General features: G+C 71.3%; 16 protein-coding genes and 2 tRNA genes. 9 read left to right on the top strand and 9 right to left on the bottom strand.

The features are described from left to right. The first annotated feature begins 640 nt into the window (after nucleotides 1-640). Together AB0C35_RS39840 and AB0C35_RS39835 are read left to right on the top strand one after the other, a co-directional pair. Nucleotides 641-1,618 carry an ATP-binding cassette domain-containing protein gene (locus AB0C35_RS39840; protein ID WP_358467636.1) on the top strand — a complete coding sequence of 326 codons (978 nt, stop codon included), beginning with the start codon at nucleotides 641-643 and terminating at the stop codon, nucleotides 1,616-1,618. Next, entirely contained in the window at nucleotides 1,615-2,436 is an 822-nt protein-coding gene (locus tag AB0C35_RS39835; RefSeq protein WP_358467633.1) for an ABC transporter permease, read from the top strand. Before AB0C35_RS39840 ends, AB0C35_RS39835 begins: the two co-directional genes overlap by 4 nt. Before the next feature lie 139 nt (nucleotides 2,437-2,575). On the opposite strand, the gene AB0C35_RS39830 is transcribed toward AB0C35_RS39835, so the two are convergent. Continuing rightward, nucleotides 2,576-5,806, bottom strand: a complete 3,231-nt coding sequence (locus tag AB0C35_RS39830; RefSeq protein ID WP_358467630.1) for a BTAD domain-containing putative transcriptional regulator — start codon at nucleotides 5,804-5,806, stop codon at nucleotides 2,576-2,578. Between the two features lie 64 nt (nucleotides 5,807-5,870). On the opposite strand from AB0C35_RS39830, the gene AB0C35_RS39825 reads away from it, so the two are divergent. From AB0C35_RS39825 to AB0C35_RS39800, 6 genes are read left to right on the top strand one after another with little or no spacing between them, the layout of a single operon-like run. Beyond that, complete coding sequence (locus AB0C35_RS39825; RefSeq protein ID WP_358467627.1) at nucleotides 5,871-6,128, top strand: Rho termination factor; 258 nt, start codon at nucleotides 5,871-5,873, stop codon at nucleotides 6,126-6,128. A 12-nt stretch (nucleotides 6,129-6,140) separates the two neighbouring features. Further along, complete coding sequence (locus tag AB0C35_RS39820) at nucleotides 6,141-6,650, top strand: DUF1360 domain-containing protein (RefSeq protein ID WP_358467625.1); 510 nt, start codon at nucleotides 6,141-6,143, stop codon at nucleotides 6,648-6,650. Between the two features lie 55 nt (nucleotides 6,651-6,705). After that, nucleotides 6,706-7,806: a Vms1/Ankzf1 family peptidyl-tRNA hydrolase gene (locus AB0C35_RS39815; RefSeq protein WP_358467622.1), complete on the top strand. Its 1,101-nt coding sequence runs from the start codon at nucleotides 6,706-6,708 to the stop codon at nucleotides 7,804-7,806. A gap of 19 nt (nucleotides 7,807-7,825) precedes the next feature. After that, nucleotides 7,826-8,548, top strand: coding sequence for a helix-turn-helix domain-containing protein (locus tag AB0C35_RS39810; RefSeq protein WP_358467619.1), 723 nt, complete (start codon nucleotides 7,826-7,828; stop codon nucleotides 8,546-8,548). Between the two features lie 55 nt (nucleotides 8,549-8,603). Continuing rightward, a complete protein-coding gene (locus AB0C35_RS39805; protein WP_358467616.1) occupies nucleotides 8,604-9,422 on the top strand; it encodes an alpha/beta hydrolase in 819 nt (272 codons plus the stop codon). Between the two features lies 1 nt (nucleotide 9,423). Beyond that, the gene (locus tag AB0C35_RS39800; protein WP_358467613.1) at nucleotides 9,424-9,984 is read left to right on the top strand and encodes a dihydrofolate reductase family protein; all 561 of its coding nucleotides are present in this window, start codon (nucleotides 9,424-9,426) and stop codon (nucleotides 9,982-9,984) included. Between the two features lie 69 nt (nucleotides 9,985-10,053). Here the strand turns inward: AB0C35_RS39800 and AB0C35_RS39795 are convergent. The 7 genes from AB0C35_RS39795 to AB0C35_RS39765 form a co-directional block, all read right to left on the bottom strand. Then, nucleotides 10,054-10,126 (bottom strand) — tRNA-Ala (locus tag AB0C35_RS39795). Nucleotides 10,127-10,212: 86 nt separating this feature from the next. Continuing rightward, complete coding sequence (locus tag AB0C35_RS39790; protein WP_358467610.1) at nucleotides 10,213-10,647, bottom strand: hypothetical protein; 435 nt, start codon at nucleotides 10,645-10,647, stop codon at nucleotides 10,213-10,215. A gap of 211 nt (nucleotides 10,648-10,858) precedes the next feature. After that, nucleotides 10,859-10,931, bottom strand: a tRNA-Ala gene (locus AB0C35_RS39785). 78 nt (nucleotides 10,932-11,009) lie between these two features. Further along, on the bottom strand, nucleotides 11,010-11,672 hold the full coding sequence (locus AB0C35_RS39780) for a histidine phosphatase family protein (protein WP_358467607.1): 663 nt from the start codon (nucleotides 11,670-11,672) through the stop codon (nucleotides 11,010-11,012). Further along, entirely contained in the window at nucleotides 11,665-12,072 is a 408-nt protein-coding gene (gene rsfS, locus AB0C35_RS39775) for a ribosome silencing factor (protein ID WP_358467605.1), read from the bottom strand. The genes AB0C35_RS39780 and rsfS overlap by 8 nt, the downstream gene beginning before the upstream one ends. A gap of 381 nt (nucleotides 12,073-12,453) precedes the next feature. Then, on the bottom strand, nucleotides 12,454-13,113 hold the full coding sequence (gene nadD / locus AB0C35_RS39770; RefSeq protein ID WP_358467602.1) for a nicotinate-nucleotide adenylyltransferase: 660 nt from the start codon (nucleotides 13,111-13,113) through the stop codon (nucleotides 12,454-12,456). Between the two features lie 51 nt (nucleotides 13,114-13,164). Continuing rightward, the gene (locus AB0C35_RS39765; RefSeq protein ID WP_358467599.1) at nucleotides 13,165-14,451 is read right to left on the bottom strand and encodes a phenylacetate--CoA ligase; all 1,287 of its coding nucleotides are present in this window, start codon (nucleotides 14,449-14,451) and stop codon (nucleotides 13,165-13,167) included. 102 nt (nucleotides 14,452-14,553) lie between these two features. Between AB0C35_RS39765 and AB0C35_RS39760 the strand changes: the two genes are divergently transcribed. Further along, complete coding sequence (locus AB0C35_RS39760; RefSeq protein ID WP_358467596.1) at nucleotides 14,554-15,588, top strand: M48 family metallopeptidase; 1,035 nt, start codon at nucleotides 14,554-14,556, stop codon at nucleotides 15,586-15,588. A gap of 75 nt (nucleotides 15,589-15,663) precedes the next feature. On the opposite strand, the gene AB0C35_RS39755 is transcribed toward AB0C35_RS39760, so the two are convergent. Further along, entirely contained in the window at nucleotides 15,664-17,418 is a 1,755-nt protein-coding gene (locus AB0C35_RS39755) for a TIGR03767 family metallophosphoesterase (RefSeq protein ID WP_358467594.1), read from the bottom strand. Between the last annotated feature and the right edge of the window lie 75 nt (nucleotides 17,419-17,493).

Genomic DNA, 17,493 nt, shown 5'->3' with positions numbered 1-17,493 from the left:
GGCGGCACGGGGCGGCCCGGCCAAACAACAACCGGACCGATAAAGGCACTGGCTTTTAACACGCTGTTGAGTTCTCAAGAAACGGACACCCACCGTACCGAACCCCCGCTTCCGCGGGACCCGGCTCCGGGGCAACCCTTCTAACTTACCTGTTCCATCTCCGTTGTCAAGCAGATCCGCGAAGATCTTTTTCGACGTCCGGAGGCGGCCCAGTCCCCTACGGAGACGACACACCTCCAGGCTCAAAGCCTGGAGAAGATCGTTTCCTAGGAGGCGCCCTACGGGCCGGCCACCTTGCGGCGTCCTGCATCCCGTCTGGGCTTGCCTTGTAAGAGTACCTCGGCCCGGAGCAAGCTGCGAACCGTTTTCCTCTGTCGGCATCCCCGGGGCCGTCCGCCTCTCGGCGTCCCGCATCCCCTTGGGGCACGACAGAGGTTAGGCAGCCTTGGACGGTCCGTCAAATCAAGAAGTCGGCCCGCGAACGCGTGCTGGCGAACCCGCAGGTCATGTGGCGTTCAGGCCTTCACGATCAGCGCTGCGTCAGTGCCGTGTCAGCCACTGCGGGCCGGTGTAAGCGGCATGTCAGCGCCGTTGCCCACGGTGGAGAACGTCACACCGAAGTCATGTGAAGGGCAGATCGATGGATGAAGTGATCCGCGCCGAAGGGCTGCGGAAGGCGTTCGGGGAGACCAAGGCCCTGGACGGTGTGGACATCGTCGTGCGGCGAGGCACGGTACTTGGCGTGCTGGGGCCGAACGGCGCCGGAAAGACCACTGCCGTGCGCGTACTGGCGACGCTGCTCAAGCCCGATGCCGGACGGGCCGAGGTGTCCGGCTACGACGTGGTCAGGGACGCGGTGCGGGTCCGGGCGAAGATCGGGCTGACCGGGCAGTACGCGTCGGTGGACGAGGAGCTGACCGGCACCGAGAACCTCGTGATGATCGCCCGGCTGCTGGACTTCGGCAGGGCGGAGGCGAAGGCCAGGGCGCGGCAGCTGCTGGACCGGTTCCGGCTCGCCGATGCCGCATCGCGTGCGGTGAAGACGTACTCCGGCGGGATGCGCCGGCGGCTCGACCTGGCGGCGAGCTTGATCAACCGTCCTGAGGTGATCTACCTGGACGAGCCGACGACCGGGCTGGACCCGCGGGCCCGCAACGAGGTGTGGGCCACGATCCGCGACGTCGTCGCCGGCGGGGCGACCGTGCTGCTGACCACGCAGTATCTGGAGGAGGCGGACGCGCTCGCCGACCGGATCGCGGTGTTCGACCACGGCCGGGTCATCGCCGAGGGGACGTCCGACGACCTGAAGGGGCGGATCGGGTTGCAGACCCTCGTGGTCCGCGCGGCGGAGCCGTACCGCACCGGTCAGCTCGCCGCGATCGTCGCCGAGCTGACCGGGGAACGGCCCGAGGTGCAGGAGGCGGCGGGTCTCGTCTCGGCGCCGGTGAACGATCCGAGGCTGCTGTCGGCACTCGTCAGGCGGTTGGACGAGGCGTCCCTCGTGGCGGCCGAACTGGCGCTGCGGATGCCGAGCCTGGACGAGGTGTTCCTGACGCTGACGGGCCGCATCGGCGGAGAGCCCGCGTCCGAACTCGTCCCCGAGGGGAGCGTGGCATGACCGCGATCACCGTTGGCACCCGTCCGTCCGCGGCCGAACCGCCGGCGCGCGTCAGCCCGCAGCGGACGCTGCGGCATGGCCTGACGCTGGCGTGGCGCAACGTCGCCCAGTTGAAGCACTCCCCGGAGAAGCTGCTGGACACGACGCTGATGCCCATCATCTTCTTGGTGATGTTCCTGTACGTGTTCGGCGGGGCGGTGGCCGGCGACACGCATTCCTACCTGCAGCAGCTCCTGCCGGGGCTCGTCGCGCAGATGGCGATGTTCGCGACGATGGGGCTCGGGACGGCGCTGAACGAGGACATCCACAAGGGCGTGTTCGACCGGGTCCGCAGTCTGCCGATCGCCCGTTCGGCCCCGCTGATCGGGACGGTGCTGGGCGACACGGTCCGGTTCTTCACCGTGATGACCGTCCTCGTGGGCTTCGGGTCGCTGCTGGGGTTCAGGTTCCACACCGATCCACTGTCGGTACTGGCGGCGTTGGCCCTGGCGTACGTGTTCTACATGGCCGTGTGCTGGATCTCCGTCCTGGTGGGCCTGCTCGCGCCTACACCCGACACGGTTCAGGGGTTGTCGTTGATCTGGGTGATGCCGTTGACGTTCGGCAGCAGCGTCCTCGTCCAGGACACGTCCACGATGCCGGGCTGGCTGGAGAAGTGGACGAGCATCAACCCGGTCACGCATCTGGCGGATTCGATGCGCGCGCTGATGGTCGGCGGCCCGGTCGGGAACCATGTCTGGTACACGCTCGCCTGGGCCCTGGGGATCGTCGTCGTCACGTTCCCGCTGGCCATGCGCATGTACTCGCGGAGAACCTGAGAGGGCGATCCAGCCGCGGGCGCGCCGACCAGGACCGGTCGGCGCGCCTGCCGCCTTTCCAGCGATGTGCGCCCGCGGCCGCGTCGTCACTGCCCCTCGGACCGGGACGCACGCATGGGGCCCCACTCGGCCGGCGCCGTCAGACGGACGCGACCAGTTCCTCTCCCTGCTCGAAGACGTCCTCTCGCGTGACCTGCCGCCCGCGTTCGTAGGCGGCGGCGACCGCGTCGTCGCCGAGCGCGCGGGCCGCGGAAGAGAGCGTCCGGACGACCTCGTAGGAGGACATGTCCCGGTAGCCGTGCAGGTTGTGCGCGGTGCCGAGCAGTTCGGCCGCGCGGACGAACTCGCCCCGCGCGGCGGCGTAGGCGGCGAGGCCCTCGACCAGGGACGCCACGGTCGGGTTGCCCATGAGGGCGTCGTTCCGCAGGTCGCGGAACGCGTCGCGGTGATGGCGCCGGGCCGCCTCCAGGTCGCCGTCCTCCTCGGCGAGGCAGCCGAGCCGGCTGTAGGTCCGGCGGGACGCCTGGGCGAAGTCGGGCCGTTGCCCGCGCCGCTCGACCCATGTGGACGCGCGTTCCGCGTGTGTGCGCGCGGTCTCCCGGTCGCCCTGCTGAAGGGACAGCTCGCACAGCAGAAGCGATGCGCCCGCCGCGTCTGCGAACTCGCCGATCCGTTCCGTCTGCGCCATGGCGCGTTCGAGGTCATCGCGGGCGCGCTCGACGTCGCCGAGCTGAGCCCGCGCCCGGCCGAGCTGGGTGAGGATCGCCGCGCCCTGCTCAGGGCTGACACCGGCCGTGGCGTAGCCGTACGCCTCCTCGCCGAGCAGGACCGCGTCCTCCGGCTCGTCCCGCGCCATCGCGACCTGCATCATCGCGCCCATCGCGACGATCATCCCGAACCTGTCCCCCAGCTCGCGGAACCACGCGTAGCCATCGGCGGCCTCCGTGGCGGCCGTGTCGATGTCCCCGACGTTGATTCCCGTGTGCGCGAGGAGGACGCGGACGACGGCGCGGACCCACGGGTCGGGGTGGTCCTGAATGGTTCGCACGCGCCTCCGGACCTCGTCCATGTCCCCGCTGAAGACGCTGGACACCGGTTCGGCCAGGGCGAGGACGGGATGCGTCGGCGTCTCCGGCACGACGGTGCGGACGACGGCCAGTATCGCGTGCAGCGCCTCGGGCGTCGGCCCCTGGGCTTTGGTCATCTCGGCGACGAGACCGGCCGAGACGGCGCAGAGGGCGTACTCCTCCTCCAGGCCGGGCGGGACGGTGTCGCCGACCATGTCGTGGACGGCGACCGCCCAGCCGCCCGCCTCGGTCTCCATGTCGCGCAGCAGCCAGAACCACACCAGCGCCGCGACGAGCCGCAGCCCCGTCCGGGCGTCGCCGGTCTCGATCACATGCCGGAACACGACCGTGATGTTGTCGCGCTCGGCGGCGACCCGCGCGGCCCAGCGCAGCTGGTCGCGGCGGCGCAGCTCCGGCTCGGCGCGTTCGGCGAGCCCGACGAGGTGGGCGGCGTGGGCGTCCCGGACACGCCGGGTCTCGCCCGCCTCCTCCAGCCGCTCCCCCGCGTAGACGCGGACCGTTTCCAGCAGCCGGTACCGGACGTCGGTGTCACCGTCCGCCATCACCAGCGACTTGTCGATCAGTGCGGCGATCACGTCGATGACGTCGTGGGGTTCGGGCGCGTCCGGTGCGGCCGGCGCGCAGACGTGCACGGCGCCGTCCGGGGTGGCGCCGCCCGCGAACACCGACAGGCGGCGCAGGACGGCCCGTTCCACGTCGTCCAGCAGCTCCCAGCTCCAGTCGACGACGGCGCGCAGCGTCCGGTGCCGGGGCAGCGCCGTGCGGCTGCCGCCGGTCAGCAGCCGGAAGCGGTCCCCGAGCCGCGCCGCGACCTGGCCGCTGGTGAGGGAGCGCATCCGGGCGGCGGCCAGCTCGATCGCGAGCGGGATGCCGTCGAGCGCCCGGCAGATCGCGACGACGTCGGCGACGTTGCCGGCGTCCACGGCGAGGCCGGGGCGGACGGCCGCCGCGCGGTCGGCGAACAGCCGCACCGACGCGTACCCGAGGGCCTCGCCGGGATCGGTGACGTCCTCGTCCGGCAGCGACAGGGACGGGACCGGGCACAGCGACTCGCCGGTGATGCCGAGCGGCTCGCGGCTCGTCGCGAGGATCCGGACGCCCGGCGCCTGCGCGAGGACGTGGCCGACGAGCCGCGCGACGGCGTCGATGAGGTGCTCGCAGTTGTCCAGGACGACGACCATCCGCTTGGCGGCGAGGAAGTCGGCCAGCCGGTCGAGGGGCCGCACGACCGCGCGCGTCTCGGCGGGGCGGACGGACTCCGGGACGCCGAGCGCCGACAGGACCGCGTGCACGACGTCCCCCGGGTCGCTGACCGGCGCGAACGGGACGAACCACGCGCCGTCGGGCATCTCCTCGGCGAACGCGGCGGCGCTCTCCCCGGCCAGCCGGGTCTTGCCGGCGCCGCCGGGTCCGGTGAGGGTGACGAGCCTCGTCTCGCGGAGCAGCTTGCCGACCCGCCGTGATTCCTCCTCCCGCCCGACGAAGCTGGTGAGCTGTGCGGGCAGGTTCGTCCGCCGCACCGACCGCGGGTGCGGCTCCCCGGACGGCGGCGCGTCGCCGGTCGCGGTCTCGCGCCGCAGGATCGACAGGTGCACGGCGGACAGTTCCGGGGACGGGTCGACGCCGAGCCGGTCGGCGAGGGCCCGCCGCGTCTCCTCGAACGCCTCGAGTGCCTCGGCCTGCCGTCCCGCCGCGTACAGGGCGCGCATGAGCTGCCCGCGCAGCCGTTCGCGCAGCGGGTTCGCGGCGGCGAGGGACCTCAGCTCGGCGGCGGGCGCGACGGGGACACCGGCGGCGAGTTCGGCGTCCACGCGGTCTTCGACGGCGGCGAGCCGCAATTCCTCCAGCCGCGCGATCGTCGCGGATGCGAATCCCGCATCGGCGACGTCGGCGAGCGCGGGGCCGCGCCACAGCGCGAGCGCCGCGCGGAGCCGCTCCGCCCTCCGGGCGGGGTCGGCCTCGGCGCGGGCCGCCGCGATCCCGCGCTCGAAGGCGACCGCGTCCACTTCACCGGGGTCGATGCCGAGCCGGTAGCCGGCCGGGCCGAGCTCGACCAGGTCGCGGCCCACGGCGGCGCGCAGGCGCGAGACGAGCGCCTGTAACGCGTTCCCTCCGGGCGGTGCGCCGTCCCACAGGTCGTGCAGCAGCCGCTCGGCCGGCACGGGGCGGCCCGCCTCGGCCGCCAGCCGGACGAGCAGGGCGCGCAGCCGCCGGCCCGCGACCCCTACGGGGCGGGCGGCGTCGTCCCGCACGTCGAGCGGGCCAAGGATGCCGATGCGCACGAGTCCCCTTTCCAGGGCCATTGTCTCCGATGTGTGAAACGGGTGCGTCGGGTAAACGTCCGGTATGCCCAGATCACAGATCAAGGACGAGAAGACGTACCAGAAGCTCCGCGACCGGGGCGAAAGCAAGGAGAAGGCCGCGCGGATCGCGAACGCGTCAGCGGGCCAGGGCAGGAAGAAGGTCGGTCGCAAGGGCGGCGAGAACCCCCCTTACGGCGACTGGACGAAGGACGAGCTCATGAAGCGGGCCCGTGAGATCGGCGTCGAGGGACGGTCCTCGATGAGCAAGTCGCAGCTGGTGGACGCGCTGCGCAACCACTGAGCCGGAGAAGACATGAGCACGGTCGTCGACACCGCGCGCAGGCAGAAGGACGAGTACACCGACGGGGCGGACCGTCCGCTCGGTTCGTACCTCGGAACCCTCGCCGTCTACGGGTTGACCACGGCGGCGATGGTGCTGGTGGGCCGCCGGTCGCGCGACCGTGCCCCGTCCGTGGGGCCGGCCGACCTGGCGCTGATGACCGTCACGACGCACAAGGTGTCCCGGCTGATCGCCAAGGACCCGGTGACGAGCCCGTTGCGCGCCCCGTTCACCCGCTACTCGGGGACGTCCGGGCCGGCCGAGGTGGCGGAGGAGGTGCGCGGGCGGGGCGTCCGGCACGCCGTCGGGGAACTGATCACCTGCCCGTTCTGCACGGCTCAGTGGGTCGCGACGGCCTACGCGGCGGGCCTCGTCTTCGCCCCGCACGCGACCCGGCTCGCCGGCGCCACGATGACGGCGGTCGCGGGTTCGGACTGGCTGCAGCTCGCCTACGCGCGGCTCCAGCAGTCCGCCGAAGGCTGACCACAGACGTCACATTCTTTACGTTTGCCCCAGATAGGGCGGGTACGGCCACTCCATGGATCTGTCATTCCTCAAGACGCTGTACCAACATCCGGGGCCCTACGCGTCCGTCTACGCGGACCTCACCCGGACCACCGAGGATGCGTCCAAGGCCGTCGAGCTGCGGTGGCGGGCGCTGCGCGCGGACCTGGAGGCCCAGAACGCCCCGCACGACACGCTCCGCGCGATCGAGCAGACCATCGACGAGGAGATGCTGGACCGCCGCTCCGGGACCATGGTGATCTTCGCGGCGAACGGCGAGGTCGTGCACAGCGAGCGGTTCCCCGGCGCGCCCCGGACCCCCCGCGCGACCCTCGCACCGCTCCCGGACGTCCTGCCCTACCTGGCCGAACGCGGCGAGAGGTTCCCGCACATGGTGGCCGTCGTCGACCGCCGCGGCGGCGCGATCGAGTGCGTCACCGCGGACGGGAGGCACCGGCACATCGACGTCGAGGGCGACGAGGACTACCCCATCCGCAAGACCAAGGCGGGCGACTGGAACCAGTCCCGGTTCCAGCGCTCGTCCGAGAACGTCTGGATGCACAACGCCAAGAAGGTCGCCCACGAGATCGACCGCGTCGCCGACAGCTGCGGCGCGGAGGCCATCGTGATCGCCGGCGACACCCGTGCCCGCACCTTCGTCCTGGAGGAGGTCTCCGAGCACGTCCTGGAGCACACCGTCGAGTCCGACAAGAACACCACCCTCGACGACCCCGACCTGGACGCCGAACTCCGGCGCGTCCTGAACCTGAAGGCGACCGAACGCATCATGACCGTCGCCGAACGTTTCGACCGTGAACTCGCCAACGGCCAGCGCGCCGTCGCGGGCCTGCCCGCCACCACCGAGGCCGTCCGGCAGGGCCGCGTCGAGACCCTCCTCCTGGACGAGGACCCCGATCCGGCCGCACGCCTCTGGATCGGCCCGGACCCCGCACAGATCGCCACGACCGCCGACGAACTCCGCGACGAGTTCGGCGTGGCCGACCCCCGCGAAGAGCGAGCGGACGCCGCCCTGGTCAGAGCGGTGGCGGCGACCGACGGCGAACTGGTCGTCCTGCCGTCCAACGGCGCGGCGCCGAACCTTCACGTGGGCGCCGTGCTCCGCTACACCGCCTGACGCTCGGTAGGCTTCCGGCATGGCCGTCGAGAGCGATCACCGCGCGTCGGACTCGCCCTACGTGGCGCGTGTCTGGCGCGGGCGCACCTCGGGCGCCGGGACCATGACCTCGGTCGCGACGTCGACCTGGGAGCTGGTCTTCTGGGACGACGAGGGCGTCGTCCACGCCGCGGTCCGCGGGCCGGAGACGGCCGCGTCCAGCGCGGAGATCACCGGTGACTCGGAGTCGTTCGGGATCACGTTCGCGCACGGCACGTCGATGCCGCACCTGCCGATCGCACGACTCGTCGACGGCGGCGTCGAGAGCCCGCACGTCACCGGACGCACGTTCGTCCTGCGCGGCGAGGAATGGGAGATCCCCCGGATGGACGACGCGGAGCAGTTCGTCCAGAAGCTCGTCCACGCCGGGGTGCTCACCCGTGATCCGCTCGTGGACGAGGTCGTGTGGGGCGGGATCGCCAAGGTGGGAACACGGTCGGTCCAGCGCCGGATCTCGTCCGCGACGGGGCTCACGCAGGGTGCGATACGGCAGATCGAACGCGCCCGCGAAGCCGCGCTGCTGATCGGCGAGGGCGTCGCGCCGCTCGAAGTGGTGCACCGGCTCGGCTACTACGACCAGCCGCACCTCGCGAGGGCGCTGCAGCGGTTCATCGGCCGCACCGCGACGCAGCTGCGGCGGCGCGACGATGCCGCCGACCCGATGTCGCTCCTGTACAAGACCGAGAACCCGGGGCGTTCCTAACCTGGTCTTTCGCGGTGATCGACACCGCGGGAGACCGACTAGGAAGGCCCTCGAAATGTCCAACGGGACTGTCACGTCGGCCGACGGCACCACCATCGCCTACACGGCGTGGGGCGCCGGCGACCCGATCATCATCATCGACGGCGCGACCGCGTACCGCGCCACCACTCCCGAGAACTCGCAGGCGGCCGAGCTGCTCGCCGACGAGTTCCTCGTGATCAACTACGACCGCCGGGGGCGCGGCGAGAGCGGCGACACCCGGCCCTACGCGGTCGAGCGCGAGTTCGAGGACCTCGCCGCGATCATCGAGCAGGCCGGCGGCGGCCGCCCGGCGACGGTGTTCGGCTGGTCCTCCGGAGGGCTGCTCGCGCTCAACGCCGCACAGGCCGGCGTCCCGGTCGCGCGGCTCGCGCTGTTCGAACCGCCCGTGGTCGTCGACGACGCCCGGCCCCCGCTGCCGGCCGACTACGTCGAACGGCTCGACGCCGCCGTCGCCGACGGCCGCCCCGGCGACGCCGTCGCCCTGTTCATGACCGCCGCGGCCGGCGTGCCGGAGGAGATGGTCGCCGGCATGCGCGAGGACGCCGCCATGTGGTCCGGGCTTGAGGCGATCGCCCCCACGATCGCCTACGACGGCCGCAACGTCGGCGACACCATGTCCGGCAAGCCGCTGCGCGCCGACCTCTGGAACCGGATCGGCGTTCCCGTCCTCGTCATGTACGGCACCGACACCTGGCCGCACCTCGCCACGGGGACGCGGGCCGTCGCCGAGCGGCTGCCGACCGCGACCCTCAAGCCGGTGCCGGGCGAGAACCACGGCACCACACCCGACGTGCTCGCCGCCGCGCTGCGCGACTTCATCAAGGAGTCCTGACATGGGAAAGATCGTGGTGACCGAGTTCATCTCGCTCGACGGCGTCGTGGAGGCGCCCGGCGGAGAGGAGTTCAAGTACCCGAACTGGAGTTTCGAGTTCGACCGCGGACCCGACGCCGAGAGATTCAAGGAGACCGAATCATTCGCGGCCGCCGCGCTGCTGCTCGGACGCAGGACCTACGAGGGCTTCGCCGAAGCCTGGCCGCAGTACGAGGGCGAACTCGCCGACAAGTACAACGGCATGCCGAAGTACGTCCTGTCCAGCACGCTGACCGACGCGAAGTGGAACAACACGACCGTGCTCTCCGGTGACCTCGCCGGCGAGGTGTCCCGGCTCAAGCGCGAGGTCGACGGCGAGATATCCGTGGCCGGCAGCATCCAGCTCGTCCAGGGGCTGCTCGCACACGACCTGGTGGACGAGATCCACCTCATGTCGTTCCCCGTCATCCTCGGCCATGGCCGCACGTTGTGGGCGAAGACTCCCGACAAGACCGCATGGAACCTGACCGAGGCCACGACGTACGGCGACGGCGTACTCGTCACCGTCTACCAGCGCCGGTGACGACCTGACCGGGCCGGAACGAGAACCGCCCCGCCATCAGACGGGGCAGGTTCGACTGCTCAACTCGTGTGGAGCTATGGGGATTCGAACCCCAGACCTCCTCCATGCCATGGAGGCGCGCTACCAACTGCGCCATAGCCCCGCGGTCGAGGAAAAGCTTAGTGCACGCCGGGAGCGTTTCGGACGCGGGCCGCGGAGGGGCGTCCCTCCGCGGCCCGTGAGAACGCGTCAGTTCTGCGTCGCGATGTAGGAGTGCCACTGGTCGTCGATCGTCGGCACTTGGATCATGAGGCTTTCGGGCCACACGACCGCGGTGCCGAGGGGCTTGGTCTCCTTGACGGCCTTGCCGTTGTCGGCGGTGTAGGTCGTGCTGAGCACCTTCGTGGTCTGCTCCTGCTGCATCTGCTGCTGCGGCTCGTCCTGCCGCGTCCAGTCCTTCTGCTCCGCCGCGTTCATCGAGCAGAGGGCCCGCCCGACGTCGGGCTGGTCCGGGAGCAGCTTGAAGTACGCGAGGATCTGGAGCGCCTGAGCGCATTCCGCTTCGTTGTAGGTCTGTTCCGCGGGTGGCGGCGCCGCCTGCGCCATCGCGGGCGCGGCGATCGCGGTGACGGTCGCCGCGATCAGCGCGGCGGGCAGCAGCCGTCCAGAAATCCGGCTTTTCATGGGTCAGCCTCATCTCGATCATGCATCGCCACTACGTGGCTGTTCCCGCATGATCGACGTGCCGAAGCGCGGCCGGACGAAGGTTAGCCGCCATCATGGCGAACCCTTTGCGGTCAGACCCAGCGGCCCATTCGCCGACAGGGGGAGGGGGTGGAGCCCCACAATGACGAAGGAGTGGCGGCCCGCAGGCACACCACTCCCAACTCGTCCGTGGAGCTATGGGGATTCGAACCCCAGACCTCCTCCATGCCATGGAGGCGCGCTACCAACTGCGCCATAGCCCCGCCGCTGCGTGGACGTGCATCCCGCAGCGCCTCGCCAGTGTATCGGACGCGGCAGGCTGGTCTCGAATCGTTTCCGGGTCAGGTTCCCGCGTCGGGGCGGTCGTCGCTGAGGACGGGTTCGGGGAGGGTGCCGGCGTTGTGCTCGGCGAGGCGCCAGCCGCCGTCGCGCATTTCGGTGATGACGGACCAGCAGCAGTTGGACAGGCCGCCGAGGCGTTCCCAGGTCTCTTCGGGGAGGCGCAGGAGGTGGGACATGCCGAGGCGCAGCGCGGCGCCGTGGGACGCGACGACGAGCTGACCCGTGGGCGGCAGGTCGTCCAGGGCGCGTTCCAGGGCGGTGCCGACGCGTTTGGCGACCTGGGCGCTGGTCTCGCCGCCGGGAGGCTGCCAGGCGGCGTGTTCCGCGGGGTAGCGTTCGCGGATCTCACGGGCGGTGAGGCCCTCCCAGGCGCCGCCGTCGCGTTCGATGAGGTCCCTGTCGTGCTGGACGGGGAGCCCGGTGATCTCGGCGAGGGCCTGGGCGGTGTCGGCGGCCCGGCGCAGGGGGGACGCGAGCAGGGCGGTGGGGCGGAGCCCGGCGAGGAGCCGGGCGGCGCGCTGCGCCTGCTGGACACCGGTCTCGTCGAGAGGGATGTCCGTCTTGCCTTGAAAGCGGCGTTCGACGTTCCAGGCGGTCTGGCCGTGCCGCCAGAGCACGAGCCGCCGCCTGCCGGGTTCCCTCGTGGGGCGGGCGTCACTCACTCGGGCTCCCGACGGCACGGTGGGCCTGGTGGGCGGTGGCGCTTTCGGGCAGATCGAGGAGAGGGCAGTCTTTCCACAGCCGTTCGAGGGCGTAGAACATGCGGTCCTCTTCGTGCTGGATGTGCACGATGATGTCCGCGTAGTCCAGCAGCACCCAGCGGCCTTCGCGCTCGCCTTCGCGGCGGACGGGCTTGGCGTCGCCCTCTTCGCGGAGGCGCTTTTCGACTTCGTCGACGATGGCGCGGACCTGGCGGTCGCTGGGGGCCGAGCAGAGCACGAACGCGTCGGTGATGACGAGCTGCTCGCTCACGTCGTAGGCAAGAATGTCGTCGGCCAGCTTGTCGCCCGCCGCCTCGGCGGCGATCCGGACGAGCTGCGCCGCCCTCTCGGATGCGGTCACGATGCGCTCGCGATCCTCCCTGTAGGGGTCGTCTCCACTAACACCTTCTCACGGGTGGCGGTTCGCCGACCTCTTTGTCGCTGTTCGACCACAAGGCCGATGCGGCCCCGCCCTTCCAGGGTATGCGCCCTACCACCCGGACCCCAGCCACGGGTCGTGCGGCCGGAGGCGCCCCAGGCGCCGGAGGTCGCACGACCCGCCGAGCCGGGCGACCGCAGCGACACGACGCAAACCCGCACCGTCACAACAAACCGAAACCGTGGCGTGAGGATCGACCGGCTCGCAACGGGGGTTCCAGGGGGTCGCCCCCCTGGGCTAACACCGCACGACCCGCCGAGCCGGGCGACCGCAGCGACACGAAGCAGACCGAGAGTGTCACAACTAAGCGGAACCGTGGCGTGAGGATCGACCGGCTCGTGACGGGGGTTCCAGGGGGTCGCCCCCCTGGGCGGCACGGTAGAGGTCGCGTTTGTTGATGTACTGGACTATTCCGTCTGGGACCAAGTACCAGATGGGTTCGCCGGAGCGGACGCGGTCGCGGCATTCGGTGGAGGAGATCGACAGCGCGGGGACCTCCATGAGGGACACCCCGCCGTTGGGGAGGCCGGGGTCGGCGAGCCGGTGGCCGGGGCGGGTGACGCCGACGAAGTGCGCCAGTTCGAACAGTTCGTCGGTGTCGTGCCAGGTCAGCATCTTCCCTAGCGCGTCGGCGCCGGTGATGAAGAACAGGTCGGCGTCCGGTCCGTGGATCTCGCGCATGTCGCGGAGCGTGTCGACGGTGTAGGTGGGGCCGGGGCGGTCGATGTCGACGCGGCTGACGGAGAAGCGGGGGTTGGACGCGGTCGCGATCACGGCCATGAGGTACCGGTCCTCCGCGGCGGTGATCGTGCGGTCCTCCTTGTGCGAGGACAGGCCGGTCGGCACGAACACGACCTCGTCGAGCGAGTAGAAGTGCGCCACCTCGCTCGCGGCCACGAGGTGGCCGTGGTGGATCGGGTCGAACGTGCCGCCCATGATCCCCAGCCGCCGCTTTTGCGTCATGACGACGAGAATAGCCAGCGGGGCCGGTGGCCGTAACGTCCGGGCCGGGGGTCAGGCGAGGCCGGGCAGCGGCGGCCGGCCGTCCTCCCAGGAGACGACGCGGACGGCCTTGCCGACCTCGACCCGCGGCACGGTGCCCTCGGGCAGGACGCACACCTCGGCGGTCAGCCCGAGCGACTCGTGGAGGCCGCGGACGAGTTCGTCCCGGGGGTCGCCCGACAGCGCCTCGCAGGCGACAAGGAGGCGGACGGCGGGCGCGCGGCGGTCGACGACGAGCTGGTAGTGGGGCCGGACGAGCCCCGATCCGAGCAGGACGCGCTCGACCTCGCTCGGGTACACGTTGACGCCGCGGACGACGATCATGTCGTCGGCGCGGCCGAGGACCTTGCTCATCCGGACCAGGGTCCGGCCGCAGGGGCATTCGCCGCGGTCCAGGGACGCGATGTCGCCCGTCCGGTAGCGCAGCAGGGGCAGCGCCTGCTTGGTCGGCGTCGTGAACACCAGTTCGCCGGGGGCGCCGTCCTCGACCGGGTCGCCCGTCTCGGGGTCGACGGCCTCGACGATGAAGTGGTCCTCGTTGACGTGCAGACCGTTCTGCTCCAGGCATTCGGTGGCGACGCCGGGCCCGATGACCTCGGAGAGCCCGTAGATGTCCATCGCCTTGATCGGCAGGACGCGTTCGATGGCGGTGCGCAGTTCCTCCGACCACGGCTCGGCCCCGAACAGGCCCGCCTTCAGCGCGTGCGGTTCGGCACCCGCCTCGGCGAGGGCCTCCCCGAGGCGCAGTGCGTAGGCGGGCGTGCAGGTCAGGACGTCCGCCCGGAGGTCGGTGAGCATCCGGACCTGCCGGTCGGTCATCCCTCCCGACATCGGCACCACGGTCGCCCCGAGCGCCACCGCCCCCTGGTGGATGCCGATCCCGCCGGTGAACAGCCCGTAGCCGTAGGCGTTGTGGACGATGCTGCCCGGCGAGGCGCCCGCGCATGACAGCGAACGCGCGCACATCGCCGCCCACAGGTCGAGGTCGGCCTTGGTGTAGGCGACGAGCGTCGGGCGCCCCCGCGTCCCGCTGGAGCCGTGCACGGCCGCCACCTGGTCGCGGGGGACGGCGAGCATCCCGAACGGGTAGTTGTCCCACAGGTCCTGCTTGGTGGTGAACGGGAGGTTCCGGAGGCCGGCGAGCGTCACGTCGGAGCCGCCCGCGACACCGGCGTCCTTGAGCCGCCGCCCCTGCACGCCGCCGGCGGCGAGCAGCCGGTCGACCAGCCCCCACAGCCGGTGCCGCTGCAGCGCGGCGCGCTCGTCCGGGGACATCGCCTCGGCTTTCGGGTCGAACATGGGTCGCCTCCCGGGCGGGGCCAGAGCCGGACGGGGTCCCCGTTCGGATGTACGGCGGGGAACCCTGTGGCGCGGTGGTTCGTCGGAACTACCATGCCAGACATGACGGAGAACACACCGGATCGAGCACGTACGCGGTTCCCGGGGATCAGTTCCCGGGCCTACGAACACCCGGCGGACCGATCGGCGCTCGTCGCGCTGCGCTCGCTGTCCGGGTTCGATGTCGTGCTGCGCAAAATGTCGGGGCTCATCAACGAGCGGTCGCTGAGGCTGATGTTCCTCGGCGGGACGGTGCGCGTCGGCGAGGACCAGTTCCGCAATATCTACGACATGGTGCGGGACGCGTCCTACGTCCTGGACATGCCGGAGGTACCGGAGCTGTACGTCCGGCAGGACCCGACGCCGAACGCGATGGCGCTCGGCTCCGACCACCCGTTCATCGTGCTGAACACCGGGCTGATCGACCTGCTGGACGACGAGGAGCTGCGGTTCGTCGTCGGGCACGAGGTCGGGCACATCCTGTCCGGGCACGCGGTCTACCAGACGATGATGCAGATCCTTCTGCAGCTCGGGTCGCGGCTCGCGTGGCTGCCGCTCGGCAACATCGGCATCGCGGCGATCATCATCGGGCTGCGGGAGTGGTTCCGGAAGGCGGAGCTGTCGTCGGACCGGGCCGGCCTGCTGGTCGGCCAGGACCTGGACGCGGCGAAGCGGGTGAACATGAAGCTCGCCGGCGGCGTCAAGCTGGGCGAGATGAGCAGCGAGGCGTTCCTGCAGCAGGCCCGCGAGTACGACGCGGCCGGCGATGTGCGCGACGGCATCCTGAAGTTCCTGAACCTGCTCGGGCAGTCGCACCCGTTCGCGGTGATCCGGTTCGCCGAGATCGACCGGTGGGCGCACAGCGGCGAGTACGAGCGGATCCTGGCCGGAAACTACCCGCGCCGCGACGACGACGGCGACGCGTCGGTCGGCGACGGGGTCAAGGAGGCCGCCAAGTCCTACCGGGAGTCGTGGGAGCGGACGGCCGACCCGTTCGTGGGCAAGGTCCGCGACATGGCGGACGCGGCGGCGGGCGCGGCCGGCGGGCTGTTCGACCGCTTCGCCCGCCGGGACAACGGGCCGACGGACCGCGGCTGAGATCGTGCGGCCAGGGGCCGCCGCGACACGGACGCGGCGGCCCTTCCGCATGCCCGGCCGGGCGCGGCGGCGTCCCTAGAACGGGGCCGGGACGAGGAGTTCGACGTTGCGGTCGGCGGCCTCGCCGCGGCGGTCGGTGTCGCGGTCCTGCCAGTCGTTGCCCGCAAGTTCGCGGGACAGGGACGCGAGCCGGACCGGGTCGGTGAGGCGGCCGCCGTAGGACGCGGGGCCCGCCGAGTCCAGGATCGTCGCGAAGACCGACAGTGTGCCGTCGCCGTTGTCGGCGAGTTCGACGATGCGGCTCTGCTGCGGGAAGTCGATGTGCGCGGCCGTGTTGACTTCCCAGAAGCCTCCCCCGCCCTGGCGGGCGTGCGGGATCACCTGGTTGCGGTGCGTGTGACCGTTCACCCACAGGATGACGTTCGGGTAGCGCAGCAGGAGCGCCTTGACCTCGTCGCCGAGGACGCGGTCACCACCGAGGCCGTTCTCCATGGAACCGATCGGGTGGTGGCTGAACAGGACGAACAGCCGGTCCTTCGCGGCGTGCTTCACGACCGAGCCGTCCGCGGCGAGGTAGCGGCTGCTGCCCGCCTTCAGCTGGGACTCCAGCCACGCGAACTGCTCCTTGTCGAGTGACCCCTCGGAGTAGCCGTTCTGGTTGACGGTGTCGAGGACGAGGCCGCGCACGATGCCCTTGTCGAACGCGTAGTAGGCCGTCCCATGGAGCAGGTTGGCCCACGTGAAGCCGTGACCGCGCAGGGGCTTGCTCGTCTTGAAGTGCTCGGCGACGACCTCGCCGCGCGATAGCATCCGCCGGTTCCAGTCGGGCGTGACGGGACGGAACAGGCCGCCGGCGCCGCCCTGCTCGCGGCTGAGGCGGACGAGTTCGGCGGCGTCGCCCTCGCTGACCATGCGGGCGAGCCGCTCGGCCTGGCCGCTGTCCGCCGGGGCGCCGATCTTGATGCCGCCGGTGGCGAGACCCGAGATGAGCGGGTTGACCGGCAGGTTGCCCTGGATGAGGCCGTCGTGGTTGCCGAACACGGCGTACCAGGGCGAGTTCAGCCCGGTCGCCTGGAACGGCCTGCGCGCGGCGTCGATCAGGCCCCGCACGCGGGGGAAGCCGTACTTGGCGATCGGGAAGTCGGTCTCGGCGCCGGGCGGCGGCCCTTCCGGGTGCCAGTACGCGCGGTCGTAGGACGCCCAGTCCATGACGCCCTCGTACCGGTTCGGGTCGCCGGAGTCGGGGCTGATGCGCTCGCCGTCCAGCAGGTCGATGATCCAGCGGACCTCGTTGTACTGGGCGTTGTCGGTGGTGTCGCCGGTGTTGATGGTGAACGCCAGGTTCAGCCCGGTCGCCGGGCCCCGCCCGACCCGGTTCACCGCCTGCACCATCGCCTCGCCGACCTGCGTCGACAGGATCTCCTGCGGGCGGTACCCGCCCTCGGGGAACCCGCTGATGACGTCCCTGAAACGGTCGATGAACTCGACGCGCGCCGGCGACTGCGCGTCGAGGACGTGCACGTCGGTGAGATGCCCGAAGGCCAGGACGCCGCGGCGGGTGGCGGCGCGGCGCGCGGAGGCGGTGCCGCCGAGGTCGCGGCGCAGCAGATGCGGCTCGCCCGGCCCGGTGATCACGGGACGGTACCCGCCCGCGCCCGCGGCGCCGAGCACGTACGTCCGGTCGAGGGTGGTTCCGGCGGCGGGACCGCGCAGCGCGGGGGCGGCCGCGGCGGCGGGACGCGCCGGGAACGCGGTCAGTCCGGTGGTGGCGATCCCGGCGCCGAGGGCGGCGCCCTTCAGGACACGGCGGCGGCTGTACTCACGAGTCACAATCGTGAATCAGACCACACCCGACAACGTGACATCAATGGCAAAATTGTCACAACTTGCGCCGCGTCGCATCGG

This window comes from Spirillospora sp. NPDC048819 (genome assembly GCF_040650055.1).
GTDB lineage: Bacteria > Actinomycetota > Actinomycetes > Streptosporangiales > Streptosporangiaceae > Spirillospora.
Note: the sequence above shows the minus strand (reverse complement) of the source record. Positions and strands in the feature narration are given on the sequence as shown.

Excerpts from the sequence above, each read along its gene's own strand:
- AB0C35_RS39840 (WP_358467636.1), top strand. The coding sequence starts at position 641 with ATGGATGAAGTGATCCGCGCCGAAGGGCTGCGGAAGGCGTTCGGGGAG.
- AB0C35_RS39835 (WP_358467633.1), top strand. The coding sequence starts at position 1,615 with ATGACCGCGATCACCGTTGGCACCCGTCCGTCCGCGGCCGAACCGCCG.
- AB0C35_RS39825 (WP_358467627.1), top strand. The coding sequence starts at position 5,871 with ATGCCCAGATCACAGATCAAGGACGAGAAGACGTACCAGAAGCTCCGC.
- AB0C35_RS39820 (WP_358467625.1), top strand. The coding sequence starts at position 6,141 with ATGAGCACGGTCGTCGACACCGCGCGCAGGCAGAAGGACGAGTACACC.
- AB0C35_RS39815 (WP_358467622.1), top strand. The coding sequence starts at position 6,706 with ATGGATCTGTCATTCCTCAAGACGCTGTACCAACATCCGGGGCCCTAC.
- AB0C35_RS39810 (WP_358467619.1), top strand. The coding sequence starts at position 7,826 with ATGGCCGTCGAGAGCGATCACCGCGCGTCGGACTCGCCCTACGTGGCG.
- AB0C35_RS39805 (WP_358467616.1), top strand. The coding sequence starts at position 8,604 with ATGTCCAACGGGACTGTCACGTCGGCCGACGGCACCACCATCGCCTAC.
- AB0C35_RS39800 (WP_358467613.1), top strand. The coding sequence starts at position 9,424 with ATGGGAAAGATCGTGGTGACCGAGTTCATCTCGCTCGACGGCGTCGTG.
- AB0C35_RS39790 (WP_358467610.1), bottom strand. The coding sequence starts at position 10,647 with ATGAAAAGCCGGATTTCTGGACGGCTGCTGCCCGCCGCGCTGATCGCG.
- nadD (WP_358467602.1), bottom strand. The coding sequence starts at position 13,113 with ATGACGCAAAAGCGGCGGCTGGGGATCATGGGCGGCACGTTCGACCCG.
- AB0C35_RS39765 (WP_358467599.1), bottom strand. The coding sequence starts at position 14,451 with ATGTTCGACCCGAAAGCCGAGGCGATGTCCCCGGACGAGCGCGCCGCG.
- AB0C35_RS39760 (WP_358467596.1), top strand. The coding sequence starts at position 14,554 with ATGACGGAGAACACACCGGATCGAGCACGTACGCGGTTCCCGGGGATC.